We start from the raw sequence: 16,857 nt of genomic DNA, 5'->3' as shown, positions 1-16,857 counted from the left end.
CCCAGGCAAATTAGTGGTAACCTGCAAAGTCCCATTTGCCCGGGAGTACACCCTCCTTTACCAAAGGCAAAGGTTAGGTTTGATATTATTTTAAATCTTCCCCAGCCTGAAGTAAAGAAGAGATTACAGGTTAGGGGAGTGATGCTTATGAGGGTAAATATCTATTTAAGTTTTAAATTAGATATTTTGACATTAAATTAAATGAAAGGAGCATTAAAAATGAGAAGAATTAATTTTTTTTTAGTATATTTTGTTGCAGCTTTTATTGTTTCAACAAGTTTTATGGTAACTTTTGCTTCAGGAACAGAAGGACCCAAAAGATATTTTACTGTCTATAGTATAGACTACCATAACCAATCTTCTTTACGCCTTACTTGGAATAATGGTTTGCAAGCAAGAACAATTATAATGCACGTAGATAACGTCAACCTACCTTCTGGCTATATGGGAGTATTCCCACGATTATATAATGATAACGGAGTTGTTGTATCTGAGCCCTTAGCTTGGGTATATAATAACAGTCCTGCAGTTGGATTAGAGGCCCCGGCACCTACATATACACAAAAAGGTGCTTATTACAGTCATGGATTAACCAGGGCATACAACGGAAATGGGTACACTCAACATTCAACTTATAGAAGTCCAAGTTTAAACATTAACTAGAGGTGAAAAAATAATGAATAAAAGAATAAACATTGCGTTGATAGCTTTTGCTATTTTTTTAGGTACCATGTTAGGTTTTTTTAGCATTGGCTATGCTATGGAACATGATGTGTTTTTTCAAAAAAACTACGAAATAAACGAAAAAGGCCAGCTTATCTGTGCCAAATCTAAAGAGATAATAACTGAAGAAAACTTTGATCCTTCTAAAGTATACAAGGTTAATAAGTATGGACAGACTTATGGTTCCTCTCTTTTTGCAGTTTCTTTTGAAACTGAGCCAGACTTAATTCTTGCAAAAGGCGTTGATGGTACAATAGGTTATATTTATGCTACCGATTCATATGGAGAAGTACCCAAAAATCCTGAAGAGGCACTTGCCATGCAGAAAGCAAATGCTGGTAAAGATCATCGAGTAATTCCGCTATATGCTTCTGATGGCAAAACTATAATAGGAAAATTCATAAAGTATGCAATCGATATAGAAGAGATTAATTTAATTACAGCAGATGAAGTTAACTAAGTATGAGGTTTAAAAAATAGCGGTAATGTGAATTTCGCATCCAAAAAGTGGCTAAATAGACACGTAAAACGGCTAAATAGACATTACCCGTTGAAAAATATAAAATATAGTAACATAATCCAGTTAACCCAAATAGAGTAGCAAAAATAATTCCCAGGCAAATTAGTGGTAACCTGCAAAGTCCCATTTGCCCGGGAGTACACCCTCCTTTACCAAAGGCAAAGGTTAGGTTTGATAAAATCTTCCCCGGCCTGAAGTAAAGGAGAGATTAAAGGTTAGGGGAGTGGTGTTCATGAGTTTAGCATGAAATGGTTATTTTGAATTCCGTGTTGGATACTATATTTTTTTATAAGGGGGATATTTATAATGAAAAAAACAATATGCTTAACCATTATTATAGTATTATGCTTTACTGCTACTGTGCTTGGTGAATCTACAGATATTGACGAACTTCTTATCTATCACAAACAACTTCAAGAAGAATATCGTCTAGCTATAGAAAACAATGATATAGATGCACAAATTAAGTTGATTGAAGAAGGTGTCAATTTTCAAATTAAAGCAGCTTAAAATATCAGATTAATTCAGGAGTAATTACCAGAATTAGGGTGTCTTTTTCAAATTATCATAGGATAGACACCAACATATTATCAAATTGCATTAGGATTACGTTTAATTTGCTTACAAAATATGGTTTGTACAAGCAAATTACTTATGATAATCTTACCACAAAAGGTATAGAAAAAGAGCAGGAATACCTGCCCTTGTTACAAATCGTATGGTTTGAAAAGATGCTCAAACTTAGAATATGCTTCGTAGCCATAAAACACCTGATAAATGTTACTATGAAGTTCTGGATAAGGTTTGGGCTGATTATTGGGAGTTAAACGATTTACCCTGCAGCGTAGATTAACAACCTGTTTTTCCAGCCTTACGCAATACTTAATAAGGGCTGTAATTAACTCTTCAACCTGCTGTGTGTCAATTAACTCAAGGGTCCAATCATCATACATTGGTTCTTTATCAATAGGAATATTGTGCATTAATTATCCTCCTGGGTTTTCATCTAAAAGTTAAAACATAGAGGGCTGATAACCCTCAAGCATTAACTCCACAAGACCGCACCGTTTGCTGCCGATGCGGTTTTTGACTGTGGGATTTAAACTACCACTTGCATAAAATAGTTTCTTACCATGAAACTTAGCAAAATAGAGGATTAGCTCACGGTAGTGTTTTTCATCTAACTGTTTAGCAATATAGAGATCACTAGCAAGAATAAGTTCCTTGGCTAGTAATTTAACAGTAGTAGGGTTTTTAAGAATACCAATATCGTACTTATGAGCTTGTTTTTGTACCATTATTGATCCTCCTCCTACATATCAAAATCCTTTTGACCCTGATAAACAGTTTCCTCATCTATCTGGTGTGTTTTCTTAGAACATGCATACATCAGACTAGCAGTAGCAAGGTTATTCACTAAACGTGGTATGCCTTTAGAAATAGAATAAATAGCCTCAAGGGCTGAGGATGTAAAAATATTATCAGATAGCCCAGCAATCTTAAGTCTGCTTGTAAGATACTGTTCTAATTCCTCCTTCTTAAGACCCTGCATAATATGTTTAATGGTTATCCTTTGTTTAAGAGGAGCATTGACAGAAAGACTAAGCTTGCTTCTAATCTGCGGTTGTCCTGACAGTATCAGCATGAAAGGGTTCTGGGAGTCCATCTTAAAACTAAACAGGAGCCTAAGATCCTCAAGTATACTATTTGACACTAACTGTACTTCATCTAACATAATTACAGGAGTAATCTTTTGATCATAGTAGTAAGAACAAATAGCCTCTTGTATTTGATGAAACATTGTCACCTTCTTATGCGAAGGAGTTTCACCTAAAGCAATTAAAAGGCCTCTGTAAAAATCCATTACAGTAACAGTAGATAAAGTAAAATAACAGGGCTTGTACAACCCAGGATTAAGATTAGAAGTAAATCTTCTTAAAGCAGTAGACTTACCAGTACCAGGTTCTCCTATGAGCAAAAATATGCCCCTGGAAGATTGCATATATTTAAGCCTTGAGTTTAGTTCCAAAATATCGCTGCTTTCATAAGCATCATTAATATCAAGCTCCTTGCTAAAAGGATTATACTTTAAGCCAAAAAACTGGGTAAACATCACTCTACCTCCTTCATCATCCAGGCAAAAGAAATTGTCTGAGAAGGTTTTTCCTCAGAAGGCGAAAGTGTAATGTTAGCAGCTACATCATTAGAATTAGCAGGAGATCTGCCTCTGCGTCTCATATGAGCATTATCATGGAAATTAACCTGTAAGGCCTCACCAACCTTTTTGTCATCAATATATATGAGAATTGGCGTAAAAGGTATTGTAAGCCATGCTGGGTCGTATCGTACTTCAACAGTTAAGCCTGCAAATTTTGTTTTAGTCTCGTACAACAACCTATCTATACTAAAGGTTCCATCATGGCCAATTTTTCTTTTCTGTTTGACTAGAAACTTCTCCTCAATCTCTTTTGGGTTTAAATTTAGATTAAGCCTGTGGACTTGCCCCATAAAGTAATCTAGAGGTGCTATTCCATCTAAGGAAGCATGGGGCTTTTTCTGATAATCCTCATCTAGCCACTTAAAAAACATACTGTTAAACTCATCAATACTCTTAACAGCAGTAGGATCTATTGCTGATAGAAACCTTTTTCTTACTGTTAAAAAGAACCTCTCAATTTTGCCTCGACCATTTGGCTCATAAGGCTTTGAGTGGATGAGGGTACAACCAAGGCCTGCACAAATAAGTTCAAATTGCTGAGATCTATAGATCTTGCCGTTATCTGTGTATATGAGGTTGGGGATACCCCTTTTTAAGACGGCTTCCTTAAAAGAGTGCCTAAGCACATCAAAGTTTTGGGCAAAGTAGAACTGGGCATGACTAATGAGTCTAGATGCATCATCTAAGTATGCAAAAAGGTAGGTTTTATACTTTTTATTCCCATCCTTGATGTATGGGCCATACATAACATCTGTCTGCCATAATTCATTTATGTACTGATGAGAGAATCTTTTCATATCCTTTTCTTCTTCACCAGGTAGGAGTGCATTTTTAACCCGTGTTTTTTTCAGGTATCTGTATACTGTAGTAAGAGAAATACTAGCTGCATCTATTACACCTTCTTTAATGAGCATCTCATAAATAACAGTAACAGGGGCTTTCGGATACATCCTTTTCTTTTCAAGAACCATTTCTCCTAGTTGTTCATCAATTACACGGCTGCTGCCTTTATCTCCCCGAGGCTTTGGTTTTAATGCATCAAGCCCACCACGCATATACTCACAGTACCAGGTTTCTATGGTTTTAGGTGCATATTTTCTAAATCCATAGTAGGGCATTTCAATGGGCTTTTGGGTAATCTCACAATAATACGCTGTATTGTTTCTTACTTGTCCATTTAGTATTGGGCTAATTAATGAAAATCTTTTTAAAGCTATTGCATTTCTAGTGTTCTCATCAAACATATTCTTTTTGGCCTCCTTAAATTAGTCTTAGGAAGCCGTGACCGGTCAAGGCTTTTTCTTAAGATTAATAGTATCAGCTAGAAACTCTTAGGCATAGGAAAATGAAGTGTTGGAAGGTATTTTAATCTAACTATCTTAAATTTTTCTTTGTTTAATGCTATAATAATTTGCATAGAGTAAGGATTGTTTTATTGGTTTTCTCATGAAAATTTCGTGAGAATGAATGGAAGCCGCCAAGCTCATTCTTTATTAAACCCAATAACATCTTTACTCTTTTTATTTTAGGCAGCTTATACTCTGGCAAGGTAATACCTGAATTTATTTGCCTCAGCCCCATTTGTATTAGCTGTATGTTATCCATAAGTCTTTTCTTGTAATGATATATTAGCTGCCTTGAGATACTTAAGTCCCCTCTATCATTTAGCTTCTCTAGGCAAGCCTTAAGTGTTTCTTTGCTGCAGAGGGTTTTATACATATATGTAAAAATATCTTTTAGGGTATGGATAAATCTCGGAAGGCAAAAGTCTGGCAGGTAAGATATTGTATATCCACAAAGTGGACAGATACATCGTCTAATGCTGATCTTATCTTTGAAGAATGCTGTAATTAAATGCCTTTCATAAAACCCATGTTTCTTATACTGGACTATCTTACTACACTTATGGTTATGGCATCTTCTAAGGGGTGGCTCTGGAAAAGGATAGGCTCGCCCTTTTTCTATATATTCTTTGATACTTACTTTTACTGTAAAATATATCTGCATAGTTATCACACTCCCTATGCAAATTATTTTACAAATATTAATCCTACTGTAAAGTGAAAATATCTTTGCACATTCCAGTAGGATTATGATTCCTTGTCATCTATTCTAATGTGATAATTTTAGGCGGTTTCACCTTTATTAATTTGCTCATCTACAAGAAGGGGAACGCGTATTACAAAAGATTGTAGATACAGATATAAAATTTACTCGTTCAACGGGTGGCACTAGTTATTACGACTATTTCTCAAAATCATATTGGATAACAAGATCGGATGGCGTCTCTCTAAGTATTTACCCAGTAAATTTACCTTGGCCAAGAGGAGGAGTTGACATTGAATATGCATGGCAACATATACTAATTTGGCATGAATGTAATGATGAATGGGATAATACAAGTTCAATGAGAGGTCAGTTTTGGTGTCATGCTAATCTAGCTGGTTCAATAAAAACCCCATGGAATATTGAACCATGGAAAACAAGTTATAATCCTTTCACATGTAACTAACTAGTCAAAATATCTTTTAATAAAGATCCAAATATTTTTATAAAGTCTAATTATAGAATCTTTTTTTTAAAAAATTAACAGAGGTATGATGTCAAGTAGGTAATTGGAAATTTTTCAAAGAATTCGCTGCACAAAAGGGTGTTTGCCTAAAAAAAGCAACACTAAACAAGCTCAACTCTATTACGAGAATATTTATTACAAATATTACAATAAATGGGCGGAAGAGTTCAAAGCTTTGTTTTAATATAAATTAATTGTTGATATCCCCCCTTTTAAGTTGGTAGAGTTGGTTAGACTTCAGCAGAAAAAAGACTAACCGTACCAGTTTACGGGCAGTAAGAGCAAGGGCACGCTTATGAGCATACTGCTTAGGTTCCGCTTTTTTCATAGCATAATACTCGGCAAAAACAGGGTCGTGCACCCGAACACTGCTTGCCGCTACAATGATCCTCAATAGCCTTTTTCAAAGACTGCAATTGTTCCTGGATTGTTCTAATAACCCCCGAGTAAGCCTTTGTAGAATGGAACATTCCCTTGGTAGACACCTTTGGCTATATTTTCCCAAAGACGATATGCCGCTCATGTGGACTTGCGGACATATGCATAGCAGCTGTCCACAAGTCCACATGAGCTTGGCAATGCTAAAGCATTGCCCACATACCCACAAGCCCTGCTGCGACTAATAATTGTTGTTGTAGTTGTTAAAGAACAAAAACTAAAAAATGAGCAACTCTCAATTGGAAATTAACGTCCAAATCGGGTGCTGCTCATAGTATACAAGGATGAATTACTATGAAAAAAGCTAGTATAATTTTTCTTATTTTGTTATTAATTATATTATTATCTTTAGTTATTTATGGGTTTATAAAATATAATAAAATAATAGAAAATTTCAGCATAACAAATTATGGAAATGAAGAAGAAATAGATAAAGTTACCCTTTATGAGATCTATGTGCGAGATTTTGAAGTAGTTGATATCAACTCAATTTATACTAAAATGCGTAATAATGAAATTTTTTATTTATATGTGGGAAGAATTACATGCCCTTGGTGTGTAAAATTTGTACCAATTTTGCATGAATTTTCTGAAGCGAATGGTATAACAATACTTTATTTGGATAGTACTGACACAGAAACCAATTTGAAACTTAAGAATTTTAGAGAATGTTATAATATAGATACAGTTCCAGCTTTATTGATATATGATAAAAATCAAAAACTTAATAAAGTAAATTTAAATAGTTTAAATGAACATTTTAATGTCGAAACCTTAACTGAGATTATTAACTCAATAATTATAAACAAGGATTAAATTTAAACATTTTTGAATATTGAATTTAATCGATTATAAGGAGATTAAAAATGTATTCTTTATTAGATGGCGTATATGATTCTTTTTCAGAGTTAATGTATTACTTTTATTTTGAATATACTATATATTGTATACTACTTATAATTATGTTATTGCTCTGTATTAAAACGATTTCTAATTATTTAGCTATAAAGAATAATCCTTCTTTAAACATAACAGTTCATCCTTTAGACATAGTTATTAGTATACTTATTGGGATAGCATTCTTAAGTGCAATGATGTTTCAGGGCGTTTTATCTGATATATCAACAGAACAAAGTAAAATTTGGCTTCCTAGAGTTGTAGCATTATGTTTAATTTATATTATATTGTTCATATTGCAATGTATACTTCTAAATCGTATCATTAAATATAAGAATGAAGATAAAGATGAGTAAGGCTGTGATTAAGAAGAAAATTTGAATAGTGACTAGAAAAGGTACTTCAGGTCGGCAACGAGCATGTGGAAATGTCAAATGGACGTCAGACCATGTCCTAAAGCTTAACTCACAGAATATTACATGGAACTTTTTTTATTAACCGGGTATTTATTTTTCCTCGAAGGCTATCTTCGAGGAAATTTCTGTTATTAGCAATGAGATTTGGAACAAGACTCCTGCCCGCTTTGACGTATTCCAGAACGTGACAGGTAATCAAATCATGAAATGGTATTGTTATTATTGTAGCGTTGACTGACCAAAAACAGATGGTTTAAACTGTCCACAAACTGCATTAAAAGAATATGAAATAAGAAGGTGAGTGTTGTAGTGCGACAGGCTAATCTGCAGTGACTTCGACAAGCTAGCCTGCAGGAGAAAGCATAAACCATCATAGCTATATGTATGACAAAATAAACTGCAGGACAAGAAAAAGTGCAGTACAACAAGTAAAATAACAGGCCCAGCCAGTGGGCCCCAATATTAAATTCTAATCTGAAAACCTTCAAGCATGATATTAACAAGCTCAAGTCTCTTTTTGCCTATCCGGCTAGTAACTGTTGAATTAATCCCATTTGTACTAAAAAGCTTCTTCCCATGACAAGAAGCATAATGAACAATTAATTCTTTGAACTGCTTTTCAGGCAGTCTTTTTGCTATATACTCATCACAAGCTAATATTATCTGGGCAGCAAGCAGCTTAACCGTAGTAGGGTTTCTTAATATAGTCACAGCTTTCACCTCGTTTTCATACCTTTACTGTTGGAACTGTACTGTAGTTGTATCAGCATCAGCAAGTATAGCCTTATCAAAAATATGAGGAGCCTTACCACATAAAGTGGTTATGTCATCTGCAGTAATAATTGACTTTTTATCAATATATGCCTGAATTAAAGCCCTATAGCATAACTGGTTCATGCGCCTAGGTAGTCCTGAGCTTAACTGATGAATAACAGGATAGCACTTATCATCAAATATGGGGTTTCTCGCTTTTGCAGCATCTAACTGATACAATATATACTCCATGGACTCTGCCGGGGTCATAGGCAAAGGCTCAACCCACAGATTAATCCTTTGCTTCATGGGTTGATTTACAGAAAGGTTCATGGTTTTAGATAAAAGAGGCGGCAGTCCTACTAAAACAAGAGAGAAATTAGCACCCTCATCATAAAAGCTTCTAAGTTCATCAATCATGGGTATAGAAAGAGTATGTGTCTCATCAATTATGACGCAGTTAAACTTACCCTGCTCATTCTCTTCGTTAAAGAAGCTGATAATCTGCAGCTTAATATCATCACCATTAAAAGCAGGGGTAAGACCCATCTTCACGGCAATAGCCTTGTAAAGAGCCTTTTTGTTGGGATTTGACAGTTCCACATGACAAACTCTAAAAGAAGATGGATCTAATTGATTTAGCGCATAAAACAAAAGAGAGCTTTTACCTGAACCGGCCATACCAGTAACAACAACTAAATGCCTTGAGAAAAACGCTGCTGAAATAAGAGCCATGTTTTTTAAAAAACTATCACTTTCAAAAGGAGTCTTTGTTCTTTGTAAAAACGGCATAGACCCCAGGCTAAAATGTTCACACACTGACTTTAAAATATTGTTCATGAGTTTCTCCTTTCATTTGCAGCTAGTTTCTCAAGATAGTTAGAACGAATACTAGCAATGTAATACAAAAAATTCCTGTTAAAATCATTAGTCTTTTTCGATAAATCATCAAGTATAGAGATAAGTATCTCTTTATTAAACTCTTTAAAAGTATCCCAAAGCTCATTAAGTTTCCCCTTTTCAGCAAATGTAAGCTCAGTCATACCAATAGCATTTTTGACAACATCAATAAACTCATCTCTGTTAAGAGTGATTTTTACTTCCTTTTGGGGCCTTATAGGGTGAGCTTCGAGGCTGCCGGCGGCTTCTTTGTTTTCACCTACAACATCCTTATCAATATCAAACTCTAGCTGTTTTTCTAGATACCTTTGGTAATTGCTTTTAATGTTTTCAAAATACATCTTTGATATCTTGCTTTCATAGCCAGATTCTTCAGGTATTGTCCCAACGCTTTTATGCCTTTTGGTCTGTAAATCAATAATCTTAGCAGCACCAAAGTATTTATCCCTGTAATATACATGCAGATAATCAAGGTGGAAGGGGTTATACCTTACAAGCACCTCTTTACTGACAAGCTCAACTGGAGCTTCATAGGTATTACCTTCAAAGGAAATAACGCCATACTTGTTTACAACACGCTTAGATGCATGTAAAAAAATCTCTTCAAGCTCTACAGGTGAAAAGAACCTAAGCTTAGTGCCTGCACTTAATGACTCATCCCACCTTTTTTTAGGTGACATACCAATAGACGAGTGGAGCTTATCATCATACTCAACCTTCATCCAGGCAAAATACAGATCATTAAGCTCTGATAGAGACTTAACAGGCTGCTTTTTGACTTCTGGTATAAAACAATCTTGTACAGTTTTCCAGTATCTTTCAATTTTCCCACGACCAGCTGCGTGGTATGGGGTTCCAAACTTTAACTTAATGCCAAGCCTTGCACATATTAGCTTAAACTGTTCTGATATAAATATTTTTCCATTGTCCACATAAAGAGAATCACTAGAACCATACTTTGTCACTGCTTTTTTCAATGTGTCTTCAAGTCTTGGTAATTTGGAGTCTAAGTAAAACTCAGAGTGCATGATCCTTCTACTATGATCATCAATTATGCCAATAAGATAAGCGAGCTTTCTGCCATTGTTACCATCTGGTATATAAAATGCTGTCATGACATCTGACTGCCACATGGCGCAAATACATCTATCCTTTTCATGCTTTATGTATAACCTTTTGTCTTTAGTTAGACTGTCTCTGGTATACCCATACTGATTAAGAATCCTGTTTACTGTTCTTACATGTAGAGAGTTTTCTTCTAATTTACCTGCTAGGGTAAGCATGGTGATAATCTTTGCTGCAGATCTGCTGGGAAGCTCCTTTTTTAATTCAAGGATATCTGTGATTACTTTTTCATCAATCCCAGGGTGAGTACCCTTATCACTTCTAATCTTGGGCTTTAGGCCATCAAATCCATGCTTTTTGTAATTTGAGTAATACTTAAAAATCGTTCTTTCGCAAAAGGTAACTATGCGTTTGTTTAAAGCATCATGAAACTGCTGCTTTGCAAGTTTTTTAGCAGTGGCTTCTATAAATCCAGGCTTTGCATCTAGCATCTCAGATATTACCTGGTATCTAAAAAAGGCAACTGCATCTTCACGCTTAATTGGTAGTTCCCCCATTTGTAACACCTCCAGGTTTTGTTCTGAGTGTATGATATCTTACATCAATACAGGAGCGTGATACGTGAAATTCTTGCTGGGCTAAATAATTAAGAAAAAGTACTAAAACAGTGGGGAATTAATCTAGATAAGGGACAAAAAGAGCAAGTTTGGGATGGGTTTAGAACAGTCTTACAAGGAAAATATGAATGGTTTTGCAAACTAACCTACTATTACATTACATTATTGTTGTTAACTGGAAGTTAAGAAGCATTCTTTACCTCTGCTGGTATTACAGGACAATTACAGTATTTACAAGTTTAAGTAGCCCATGCTGTTTTCCGAAGAATTGCCTTGCTGTTGATACAAGGCTAAACAATGTACTAAATCTTCTTGTTTCTGTATACTCCTTATCTGATACCAAAAGTGGTCTGTTATAGACGGATACATATCTAGAGTTAAGTAATGCCGGGTAGTTATACTCTCTGCATTCTTTTTCTATCCGTCTTATTGACCTTACTATACGATCTTCGCAGTCAAGGATTTCTTCCGGGTCATCAATGTGCCTAAAAATATTCTCACCCTCGCCTACCTGGCAGCTAATGTACTCAAGTAAATTAAGGCTTGGCTGACAGTACTTCTTGATGAAACTAGGAAATATGCTGACATAGTGCCATTTGTCCGACTCGTTGTTAAACCATACCGCTGTCTGTACTACAAATCTAACCTTGTATATACAGTCATTTTCATCAAGAAGAAAAAGCCATCTTTCAAACCCACCATTAAACTTAAGCCTGACACTATCCGGAAGTCCCAAACTTTCACGAATAAACGTATGCGATATTGTACCTTGATAATGCTCCTGATAGATTCTATTAAAATCCTCAGCGGAACACTTGAAAGGCAGCTCAATGTCTAATACAATGGATGTGGTTGGTTTTTGTGTGTTGATAATGATATTAATATATCATAAAAAAGGGTACGGGTGGTTCCGTGCCCTTTCCAACCACCTAAACTTCTTACTGAATATGAAAGTGTCCTAATATTTAGATATTACTGTAGGGGAGATTGTCCCCTTACATGAGTGTCTGAAAATGCTTAAAACTACTTTGAGCATATAGTATGCATATTTTCTGTTTTGGGAATTGTTATTAGCGCAATTTTAATATATGAATATTATTGCTAGATTATCTTCTATAGCTGGTGCATTTCTGCTATTTGTAGCTCAAACAGGAGTTGGCACCAACAGCATGTGGTTTTTATATGAGCCAGAGGTTCCTAAAAGTTTGAGAAAATAGAGGGTGGATTTTAGTGATTAAAGTTTTATTGCTGGAAGATGAACCTTATACTAGAAGGTTTTTCAAAATGAACTTGGGGCAGATGAGTAAGTAAGAAGAATTAAAAGACAATTTTAAAGGCCCATAATGAAAATCTCATCCTAAAAGTGGCTAAATAGACACGTAAAACGGCTAAATAGACATTACCTATTGAAAAATATAAAATATAGTAATATTATCCAGTTAACTCAAATAGAGAGCAAAAATAATTCCCAGGCAAATTTGTGGTAACCTGCAAAGTCCCATTTGCCCGGGAGTACACCCTCCTTTACCAAAGGCAAAGGCTAGGTTTGATAAAATCTTCCCCAGCTTGAAGTAAAGGAGAGATTAAAGGGTGGAGAATATTTAATGATAGTTATTTGTATTATTAAGTAAAAAGTTAGCAATGGGCTGTTCAAAGCGGGCAGCCCTTTCTCAATACGATAAAGATATAAGTTTATTTACTATCAATTTCCAAAATATAAGTGTCAAATTTGAGATAGTATTATGTTATGTTCACTATGCCTAATGTTTCTTAATAATGTCGGCTACCAATGGCATTATATGAAAATAAGAGCATCGGTATTATGTCAGGTAGGCAACTGGAGACTTTTTAACGAATTCGCTACTAATAGGGGTGAAACAATTGGAGCTAATATATTTTCTTTTGTTTATAATGTATTTCTTTTTCTTAGGTTGGGTTTTAAACGATGCTGCCCAAAGGGGACTTAATGGAGCATTATGGATGATTATTTGTATTTTTCTCAATATTCCCGGTATTTTTCTTTATTTGGTGTTAAGAAAATATAAATTTAAAAGTTAATTTGACTCGTTAATAAAATTTAGGGCATGACATAAATCAATTCCATCAATTTTATTCGTTGCTCAGCTGAAACATCTGGCATGCGAATTATACTAAACTTTCTACCATTTGCAACATATATCTCACCGAAATCTTTATCTAAGGTGATAATAATGCGGTTGCCTTTTTCTGCCCTATGTTAATTTCTTCTAAAGTTTCATTTGCGACTAAATGCTTTGCATAAGCAATGCATGCTTTAATATCTTCCACTTCTAGATCAGGGTAATCAGTTAATATTTTTTCTATCGTTATCCCTTTCTCAAGCAAAGCAAGAATTGTCTCAACTTTAACTCAAACAGGAGTTGGCACCAACAGCATATGGTTTTTATATAAGCCAGAGGTTCCTAAAAGTTTGAGAAAATAGAGGGTGGATTTTAGTGATTATAGTTTTATTGCTGGAAGATGAACCTTATACTAGAAGATTTTTCAAAATTGAACTCGGGGCAGATGGTAAGTATGAAGAATTAAAAGACAATTTTAAAGGCCCATTGAAAATTTCATCCAAAAAGTGGCTAAATAGACATTACCCGTTGAAAAATATAAAATATAGTAATATAATCCATTTAACCCAAATAGAGTAGCAAAAATAATTCCCAGGCAAATTAGTGGTAACCTGCAAAGTCCCATTTGCCCGGGAGTACACCCTCCTTTACCAAAGGCAAAGGTTAGGTTTGATATTATTTTAAATCTTCCCCAGCCTGAAGTAAAGGAGAGATTACAGGCTGGGGGAGTGTAAAAATTGCAAGAAACATGAATTGTCCAATTAAATCTAACAGGATATTTATATAAATACAAATAGTTAATAAAATGCCATTGGGTATAACTTAAAAGAATATGAAAAAGAAGGTGAGTGTCTGAAAATGCTTAAAACTACTTTGAACATATTAGTATGCATATTTTCTGCTTTGGGAATTGTTATTAACGCAATTTTAATATATGCAAGTATATCTTCAGATATTATTTTGACAGGGATACGCCTTAACCTTATTTATTTGATTATTCCAGTAATACTTTTTTTTAGTACGATTTATTATTGGAAATTAAATAAAAAACGTATGTTTTATATTACTTTAATGGGATTAATAGTACATATTGGAAATTACTATTTTTTATTATTACTAGTAAAAGATTTATAGGAATAATTTAATGGGTTAATTTGTATATAATGATTTTTATAATGCAGTAAATTTTGATTTGGTGTGCAGACATTTAACATATTTATATATTAGATGATGTTGATTCCTTAAAACCCCTGCTGCCCAAAGGGGACTTAATGGAGCATTATGGATGATCCCAATGCTTTTTTTAAGGAAAATTCTGATATCCCATAAGAGATATTCTTGTCAATATCTTAGTGTTTTTGGTGATTTTGCCTGTTCCAAGGGCAACACAATCCTCTGGCTCTGGCGGGATTACTACCGCTAGCTTAACCTTGGATGATATATATTTGTCAAGGTTTTTTAAATTAGCCCCACCCCCTGTGAGGACAATCCCCTTTTCAATTATATCTGAAGCCAGCTGGGGAGGTGTATTTTCAAAAACCTTGCGAATTGCCAGTATTAAATCCCTTAAAGTATCCTGGATGACGCTATTAATTTCTCTTAAAGATACCTCCTTTGCAATAGGCAGGCCGGTTTTCAAGTCTATGCCGCGTATATGTGCAGTTTCTTCTGATGCATTATAGGCATCACCAAACTGAATTTTAAAGTTTTCTGCTGTTATCAAACCAATTTCAACCCTGTAGGTTTTCTTTAAATGGTTATAAATTGCCATGTCAAGGGCATCACCAGCTGCCTTGAGAGAAGCTGCTGTAACAATCCCACCAAGAGAAATAACAGCTATTTCACTAGTCCCTGCACCAATATTTACTATCATATGCCCTGATGGCTCTTCCACTGAAAGACCTGCACCAATTGCTGCAGCAAGGGGCTCTTCAATAAGCAGGGTCTTTTTTGCTCCTGACTGCTGGGCAGCTTCCATTACTGCCCTTCTTTCAATATCTGTGATTCCATACGGTATACTAATAATAACCCAGGGGCTTCTAATGGAAAAATTGTTAAGTACAGACCTGAGAAAATGCTTGATCATAATGCGTGTTATATCAAAGTCAGCTATTACACCATCACGTAGAGGCCTAATCACCTGAATATTTTTAGGGTTTTTCCCAATCATGGCTTTAGCTTCCTTGCCTACTGCTACTAGAGATCCGTCATTGGTATCAATGGAAACTACAGATGGCTCACGCAGTACTATGCCCTTATTCTGTACATATATGAGAGTATTGGCAGACCCTAGATCTATGCCAACAGTTTTAACTCCACCAGTAACCATATAATTCACCTCATAACTATTATTTCTTAATAGAAACTTTTAGATACTGGTAAGCTAGACCAAAAACAAATATAATAGTACACAAATACCGAGAAACATTTCATTTATAATCTAAAGAGGATTTTGATTTTACTCTAATTATCAAATTCCAATTATATGCTTTAAGTATAATTTTGAAAGGCGGCAAATGATGTGGCAGACTTAAACAATGCCTTAAAGGAGCTAAAAAGTGGAAATGTCCTGCCTGTATATCTTGTAATAGGTGACAACGATTTTCTAAAGGACAGCCTCATTGAAAACTTTAAAAAAATTTTGCTTCAAGGGGACAATGGTGATTTTAATTACCAAAAATATGACAAGGTTGAAGCTTTAAAGGAAATTATAGATGCAGCAAATTCCATGCCCTTTTTTTCTGAAAAAAAGCTGCTTGTTGTTAAGGATGAAGGTGTTTTTAAGCCTGGTGCCTTTAATGACAATGAATATAAGTATTTCATAGAATATCTAGCTGATCCCAATCCTGCGACTTGCCTGATGTTTGTAGCTGGAAATGAAGTGGACAAAAGAGGCAAGCTGTATAAAAGGCTTTCTGAAAGCGGGAAAATTCTTGACTGTGAAACTCCTAAAGGTGTCCAGCTTTTAAAATGGATAAACAGAGAGTTTGCATTTTATGATAAAAAACCTGATGCTGATCTAGTAAACCTTTTAGCATCAGCTGCCAAGGGGGATTTATACTTTCTTGTAAATGAAATAAAGAAAATTTGTTCGTATGCCGGCAGCAAGCAAAACTTAAAGCTGGAGGATGTTCAAGAGGTGCTGGCAAAAACCTTAGATGCGGGAATTTTTCAAATGATTGACCACCTGGCAGAGAAGAAGCTTAATAAAGCCCTCAAGGGATTAAATGACCTTTTAGAGCTTGGGGAATCCCCAATACTCATAAACTACATGCTGGCAAGGCATTACAGACAGCTGCTGCAGTATTTAACATATAGTAAAAGGGGGTTATCAGAAAAACAGCTAAGTCAAAAGCTGGGTGTCCCCTTTTTTGTGCTGGGAAAGCTAGGCAAGCAGGCCGGGAGTTTTAGTATTCAGAGCTTAACAGATATTTTGAATGGTTTATATGAGCTTGATTTAAGGTTTAAAACCTCTTCTTCAGACAGTAAAAGGATGCTGGAGCTGACTATAATTAAACTGGCTACTAAGCCCCGTAAGGATAAAAGTAAAGCCAATTAATTAAAAGACATCAAAAGACCTGCATTTAATGGGCAGGTCCTTTGTATTTTCTGCATTTACTTTTGTTGAGGTTGCATTTC

The 16,857-nt window shown here is 35.1% G+C and carries 21 protein-coding genes and 2 pseudogenes; 10 read left to right on the top strand and 13 right to left on the bottom strand.

The window, feature by feature from the left end:
- The 4 genes from K364_RS27070 to K364_RS0108160 all read left to right on the top strand — a co-directional run.
- Positions 1–201 (top strand): hypothetical protein (locus K364_RS27070; RefSeq protein ID WP_028307634.1); only part of this gene is annotated, 201 nt, incomplete at its 5' end.
- An 18-nt stretch (positions 202–219) separates the two neighbouring features.
- Positions 220–663 (top strand): hypothetical protein, encoded by a 444-nt coding sequence (locus tag K364_RS25500; RefSeq protein ID WP_028307633.1) that lies wholly within the window; start codon positions 220–222, stop codon positions 661–663.
- Positions 664–676: 13 nt separating this feature from the next.
- Positions 677–1,183 carry a hypothetical protein gene (locus K364_RS23245; protein ID WP_051533880.1) on the top strand — a complete coding sequence of 169 codons (507 nt, stop codon included), beginning with the start codon at positions 677–679 and terminating at the stop codon, positions 1,181–1,183.
- Between the two features lie 366 nt (positions 1,184–1,549).
- Entirely contained in the window at positions 1,550–1,753 is a 204-nt protein-coding gene (locus K364_RS0108160) for a hypothetical protein (protein WP_028307632.1), read from the top strand.
- Positions 1,754–1,950: 197 nt separating this feature from the next.
- Here the strand turns inward: K364_RS0108160 and K364_RS0108155 are convergent, their stop codons facing one another.
- The 5 genes from K364_RS0108155 to K364_RS27065 form a co-directional block, all read right to left on the bottom strand.
- A complete protein-coding gene (locus tag K364_RS0108155; RefSeq protein WP_028307631.1) occupies positions 1,951–2,226 on the bottom strand; it encodes a hypothetical protein in 276 nt (91 codons plus the stop codon).
- A 30-nt stretch (positions 2,227–2,256) separates the two neighbouring features.
- Positions 2,257–2,541, bottom strand: a complete 285-nt coding sequence (locus tag K364_RS0108150) for a TIGR04540 family protein (protein WP_028307630.1) — start codon at positions 2,539–2,541, stop codon at positions 2,257–2,259.
- Between the two features lie 14 nt (positions 2,542–2,555).
- Entirely contained in the window at positions 2,556–3,356 is an 801-nt protein-coding gene (locus K364_RS0108145; protein ID WP_028307629.1) for an ExeA family protein, read from the bottom strand.
- Entirely contained in the window at positions 3,356–4,705 is a 1,350-nt protein-coding gene (locus tag K364_RS0108140; protein ID WP_028307628.1) for an IS481 family transposase, read from the bottom strand. Before K364_RS0108140 ends, K364_RS0108145 begins: the two co-directional genes overlap by 1 nt.
- A 157-nt stretch (positions 4,706–4,862) precedes the next feature.
- On the bottom strand, positions 4,863–5,468 hold the full coding sequence (locus tag K364_RS27065) for a hypothetical protein (RefSeq protein WP_051533879.1): 606 nt from the start codon (positions 5,466–5,468) through the stop codon (positions 4,863–4,865).
- Positions 5,469–5,649: 181 nt separating this feature from the next.
- Between K364_RS27065 and K364_RS27870 the strand changes: the two genes are divergently transcribed.
- The gene (locus tag K364_RS27870) at positions 5,650–5,973 is read left to right on the top strand and encodes a DUF2599 domain-containing protein (protein ID WP_084295609.1); all 324 of its coding nucleotides are present in this window, start codon (positions 5,650–5,652) and stop codon (positions 5,971–5,973) included.
- A gap of 250 nt (positions 5,974–6,223) precedes the next feature.
- Here the strand turns inward: K364_RS27870 and K364_RS27865 are convergent.
- Positions 6,224–6,418: pseudogene (locus tag K364_RS27865) on the bottom strand (IS110 family transposase); the annotation flags it as partial.
- Positions 6,419–6,765: 347 nt separating this feature from the next.
- Between K364_RS27865 and K364_RS25495 the strand changes: the two are divergent.
- Positions 6,766–7,287: a thioredoxin family protein gene (locus K364_RS25495; RefSeq protein WP_051533878.1), complete on the top strand. Its 522-nt coding sequence runs from the start codon at positions 6,766–6,768 to the stop codon at positions 7,285–7,287.
- A gap of 959 nt (positions 7,288–8,246) precedes the next feature.
- On the opposite strand, the gene K364_RS0108115 is transcribed toward K364_RS25495, so the two are convergent.
- The 4 genes from K364_RS0108115 to K364_RS0108100 form a co-directional block, all read right to left on the bottom strand.
- Entirely contained in the window at positions 8,247–8,495 is a 249-nt protein-coding gene (locus K364_RS0108115; protein ID WP_028307626.1) for a TIGR04540 family protein, read from the bottom strand.
- Positions 8,496–8,519: 24 nt separating this feature from the next.
- Positions 8,520–9,377, bottom strand: a complete 858-nt coding sequence (locus K364_RS0108110) for an ExeA family protein (protein ID WP_028307625.1) — start codon at positions 9,375–9,377, stop codon at positions 8,520–8,522.
- Positions 9,374–11,059, bottom strand: a complete 1,686-nt coding sequence (locus K364_RS0108105) for a DDE-type integrase/transposase/recombinase (RefSeq protein WP_028307624.1) — start codon at positions 11,057–11,059, stop codon at positions 9,374–9,376. The genes K364_RS0108110 and K364_RS0108105 overlap by 4 nt, the downstream gene beginning before the upstream one ends.
- A gap of 271 nt (positions 11,060–11,330) precedes the next feature.
- Entirely contained in the window at positions 11,331–11,855 is a 525-nt protein-coding gene (locus K364_RS0108100) for a hypothetical protein (RefSeq protein ID WP_028307623.1), read from the bottom strand.
- Between the two features lie 352 nt (positions 11,856–12,207).
- Between K364_RS0108100 and K364_RS27860 the strand changes: the two genes are divergently transcribed.
- Positions 12,208–12,336, top strand: a complete 129-nt coding sequence (locus tag K364_RS27860; RefSeq protein ID WP_084295605.1) for a cyclic lactone autoinducer peptide — start codon at positions 12,208–12,210, stop codon at positions 12,334–12,336.
- Positions 12,337–13,196: 860 nt separating this feature from the next.
- Here the strand turns inward: K364_RS27860 and K364_RS27855 are convergent.
- Complete coding sequence (locus K364_RS27855; RefSeq protein ID WP_422857213.1) at positions 13,197–13,325, bottom strand: hypothetical protein; 129 nt, start codon at positions 13,323–13,325, stop codon at positions 13,197–13,199.
- Positions 13,316–13,495, bottom strand: a pseudogene (locus K364_RS26140) (DUF433 domain-containing protein); the annotation flags it as partial. The pseudogene K364_RS26140 and the gene K364_RS27855, both read right to left, overlap by 10 nt.
- On the opposite strand from K364_RS26140, the gene K364_RS27850 reads away from it, so the two are divergent.
- Together K364_RS27850 and K364_RS0108085 are read left to right on the top strand one after the other, a co-directional pair.
- A complete protein-coding gene (locus K364_RS27850; RefSeq protein ID WP_084295774.1) occupies positions 13,452–13,580 on the top strand; it encodes a cyclic lactone autoinducer peptide in 129 nt (42 codons plus the stop codon). The pseudogene K364_RS26140 and the gene K364_RS27850 sit on opposite strands and share 44 nt — an antisense overlap.
- A gap of 13 nt (positions 13,581–13,593) precedes the next feature.
- On the top strand, positions 13,594–13,797 hold the full coding sequence (locus K364_RS0108085; RefSeq protein WP_028307622.1) for a hypothetical protein: 204 nt from the start codon (positions 13,594–13,596) through the stop codon (positions 13,795–13,797).
- A gap of 724 nt (positions 13,798–14,521) precedes the next feature.
- Here K364_RS0108085 and mreB read toward each other — a convergent pair.
- Positions 14,522–15,547, bottom strand: coding sequence for a rod shape-determining protein (gene mreB, locus K364_RS0108075; protein ID WP_035268399.1), 1,026 nt, complete (start codon positions 15,545–15,547; stop codon positions 14,522–14,524).
- Between the two features lie 192 nt (positions 15,548–15,739).
- Here mreB and holA point away from each other — a divergent pair, with 192 nt between their 5' ends.
- Positions 15,740–16,777: a DNA polymerase III subunit delta gene (gene holA / locus K364_RS0108070; protein WP_028307619.1), complete on the top strand. Its 1,038-nt coding sequence runs from the start codon at positions 15,740–15,742 to the stop codon at positions 16,775–16,777.
- Positions 16,778–16,857: the final 80 nt, after the last annotated feature.

It is taken from the genome of Desulfitibacter alkalitolerans DSM 16504, from assembly GCF_000620305.1.
In the GTDB taxonomy this organism is placed as follows: Bacteria; Bacillota; DSM-16504; order Desulfitibacterales; family Desulfitibacteraceae; genus Desulfitibacter; species Desulfitibacter alkalitolerans.
This window is presented reverse-complemented; position numbering and strand designations above follow the sequence as displayed.

Excerpts from the sequence above, each read along its gene's own strand:
- K364_RS25500 (WP_028307633.1), top strand. The coding sequence starts at position 220 with ATGAGAAGAATTAATTTTTTTTTAGTATATTTTGTTGCAGCTTTTATT.
- K364_RS23245 (WP_051533880.1), top strand. The coding sequence starts at position 677 with ATGAATAAAAGAATAAACATTGCGTTGATAGCTTTTGCTATTTTTTTA.
- K364_RS0108160 (WP_028307632.1), top strand. The coding sequence starts at position 1,550 with ATGAAAAAAACAATATGCTTAACCATTATTATAGTATTATGCTTTACT.
- K364_RS0108155 (WP_028307631.1), bottom strand. The coding sequence starts at position 2,226 with ATGCACAATATTCCTATTGATAAAGAACCAATGTATGATGATTGGACC.
- K364_RS0108150 (WP_028307630.1), bottom strand. The coding sequence starts at position 2,541 with ATGGTACAAAAACAAGCTCATAAGTACGATATTGGTATTCTTAAAAAC.
- K364_RS0108145 (WP_028307629.1), bottom strand. The coding sequence starts at position 3,356 with ATGTTTACCCAGTTTTTTGGCTTAAAGTATAATCCTTTTAGCAAGGAG.
- K364_RS0108140 (WP_028307628.1), bottom strand. The coding sequence starts at position 4,705 with ATGTTTGATGAGAACACTAGAAATGCAATAGCTTTAAAAAGATTTTCA.
- K364_RS27065 (WP_051533879.1), bottom strand. The coding sequence starts at position 5,468 with ATGCAGATATATTTTACAGTAAAAGTAAGTATCAAAGAATATATAGAA.
- K364_RS25495 (WP_051533878.1), top strand. The coding sequence starts at position 6,766 with ATGAAAAAAGCTAGTATAATTTTTCTTATTTTGTTATTAATTATATTA.
- K364_RS0108110 (WP_028307625.1), bottom strand. The coding sequence starts at position 9,377 with ATGAACAATATTTTAAAGTCAGTGTGTGAACATTTTAGCCTGGGGTCT.
- K364_RS0108105 (WP_028307624.1), bottom strand. The coding sequence starts at position 11,059 with ATGGGGGAACTACCAATTAAGCGTGAAGATGCAGTTGCCTTTTTTAGA.
- K364_RS27860 (WP_084295605.1), top strand. The coding sequence starts at position 12,208 with ATGAATATTATTGCTAGATTATCTTCTATAGCTGGTGCATTTCTGCTA.
- mreB (WP_035268399.1), bottom strand. The coding sequence starts at position 15,547 with ATGGTTACTGGTGGAGTTAAAACTGTTGGCATAGATCTAGGGTCTGCC.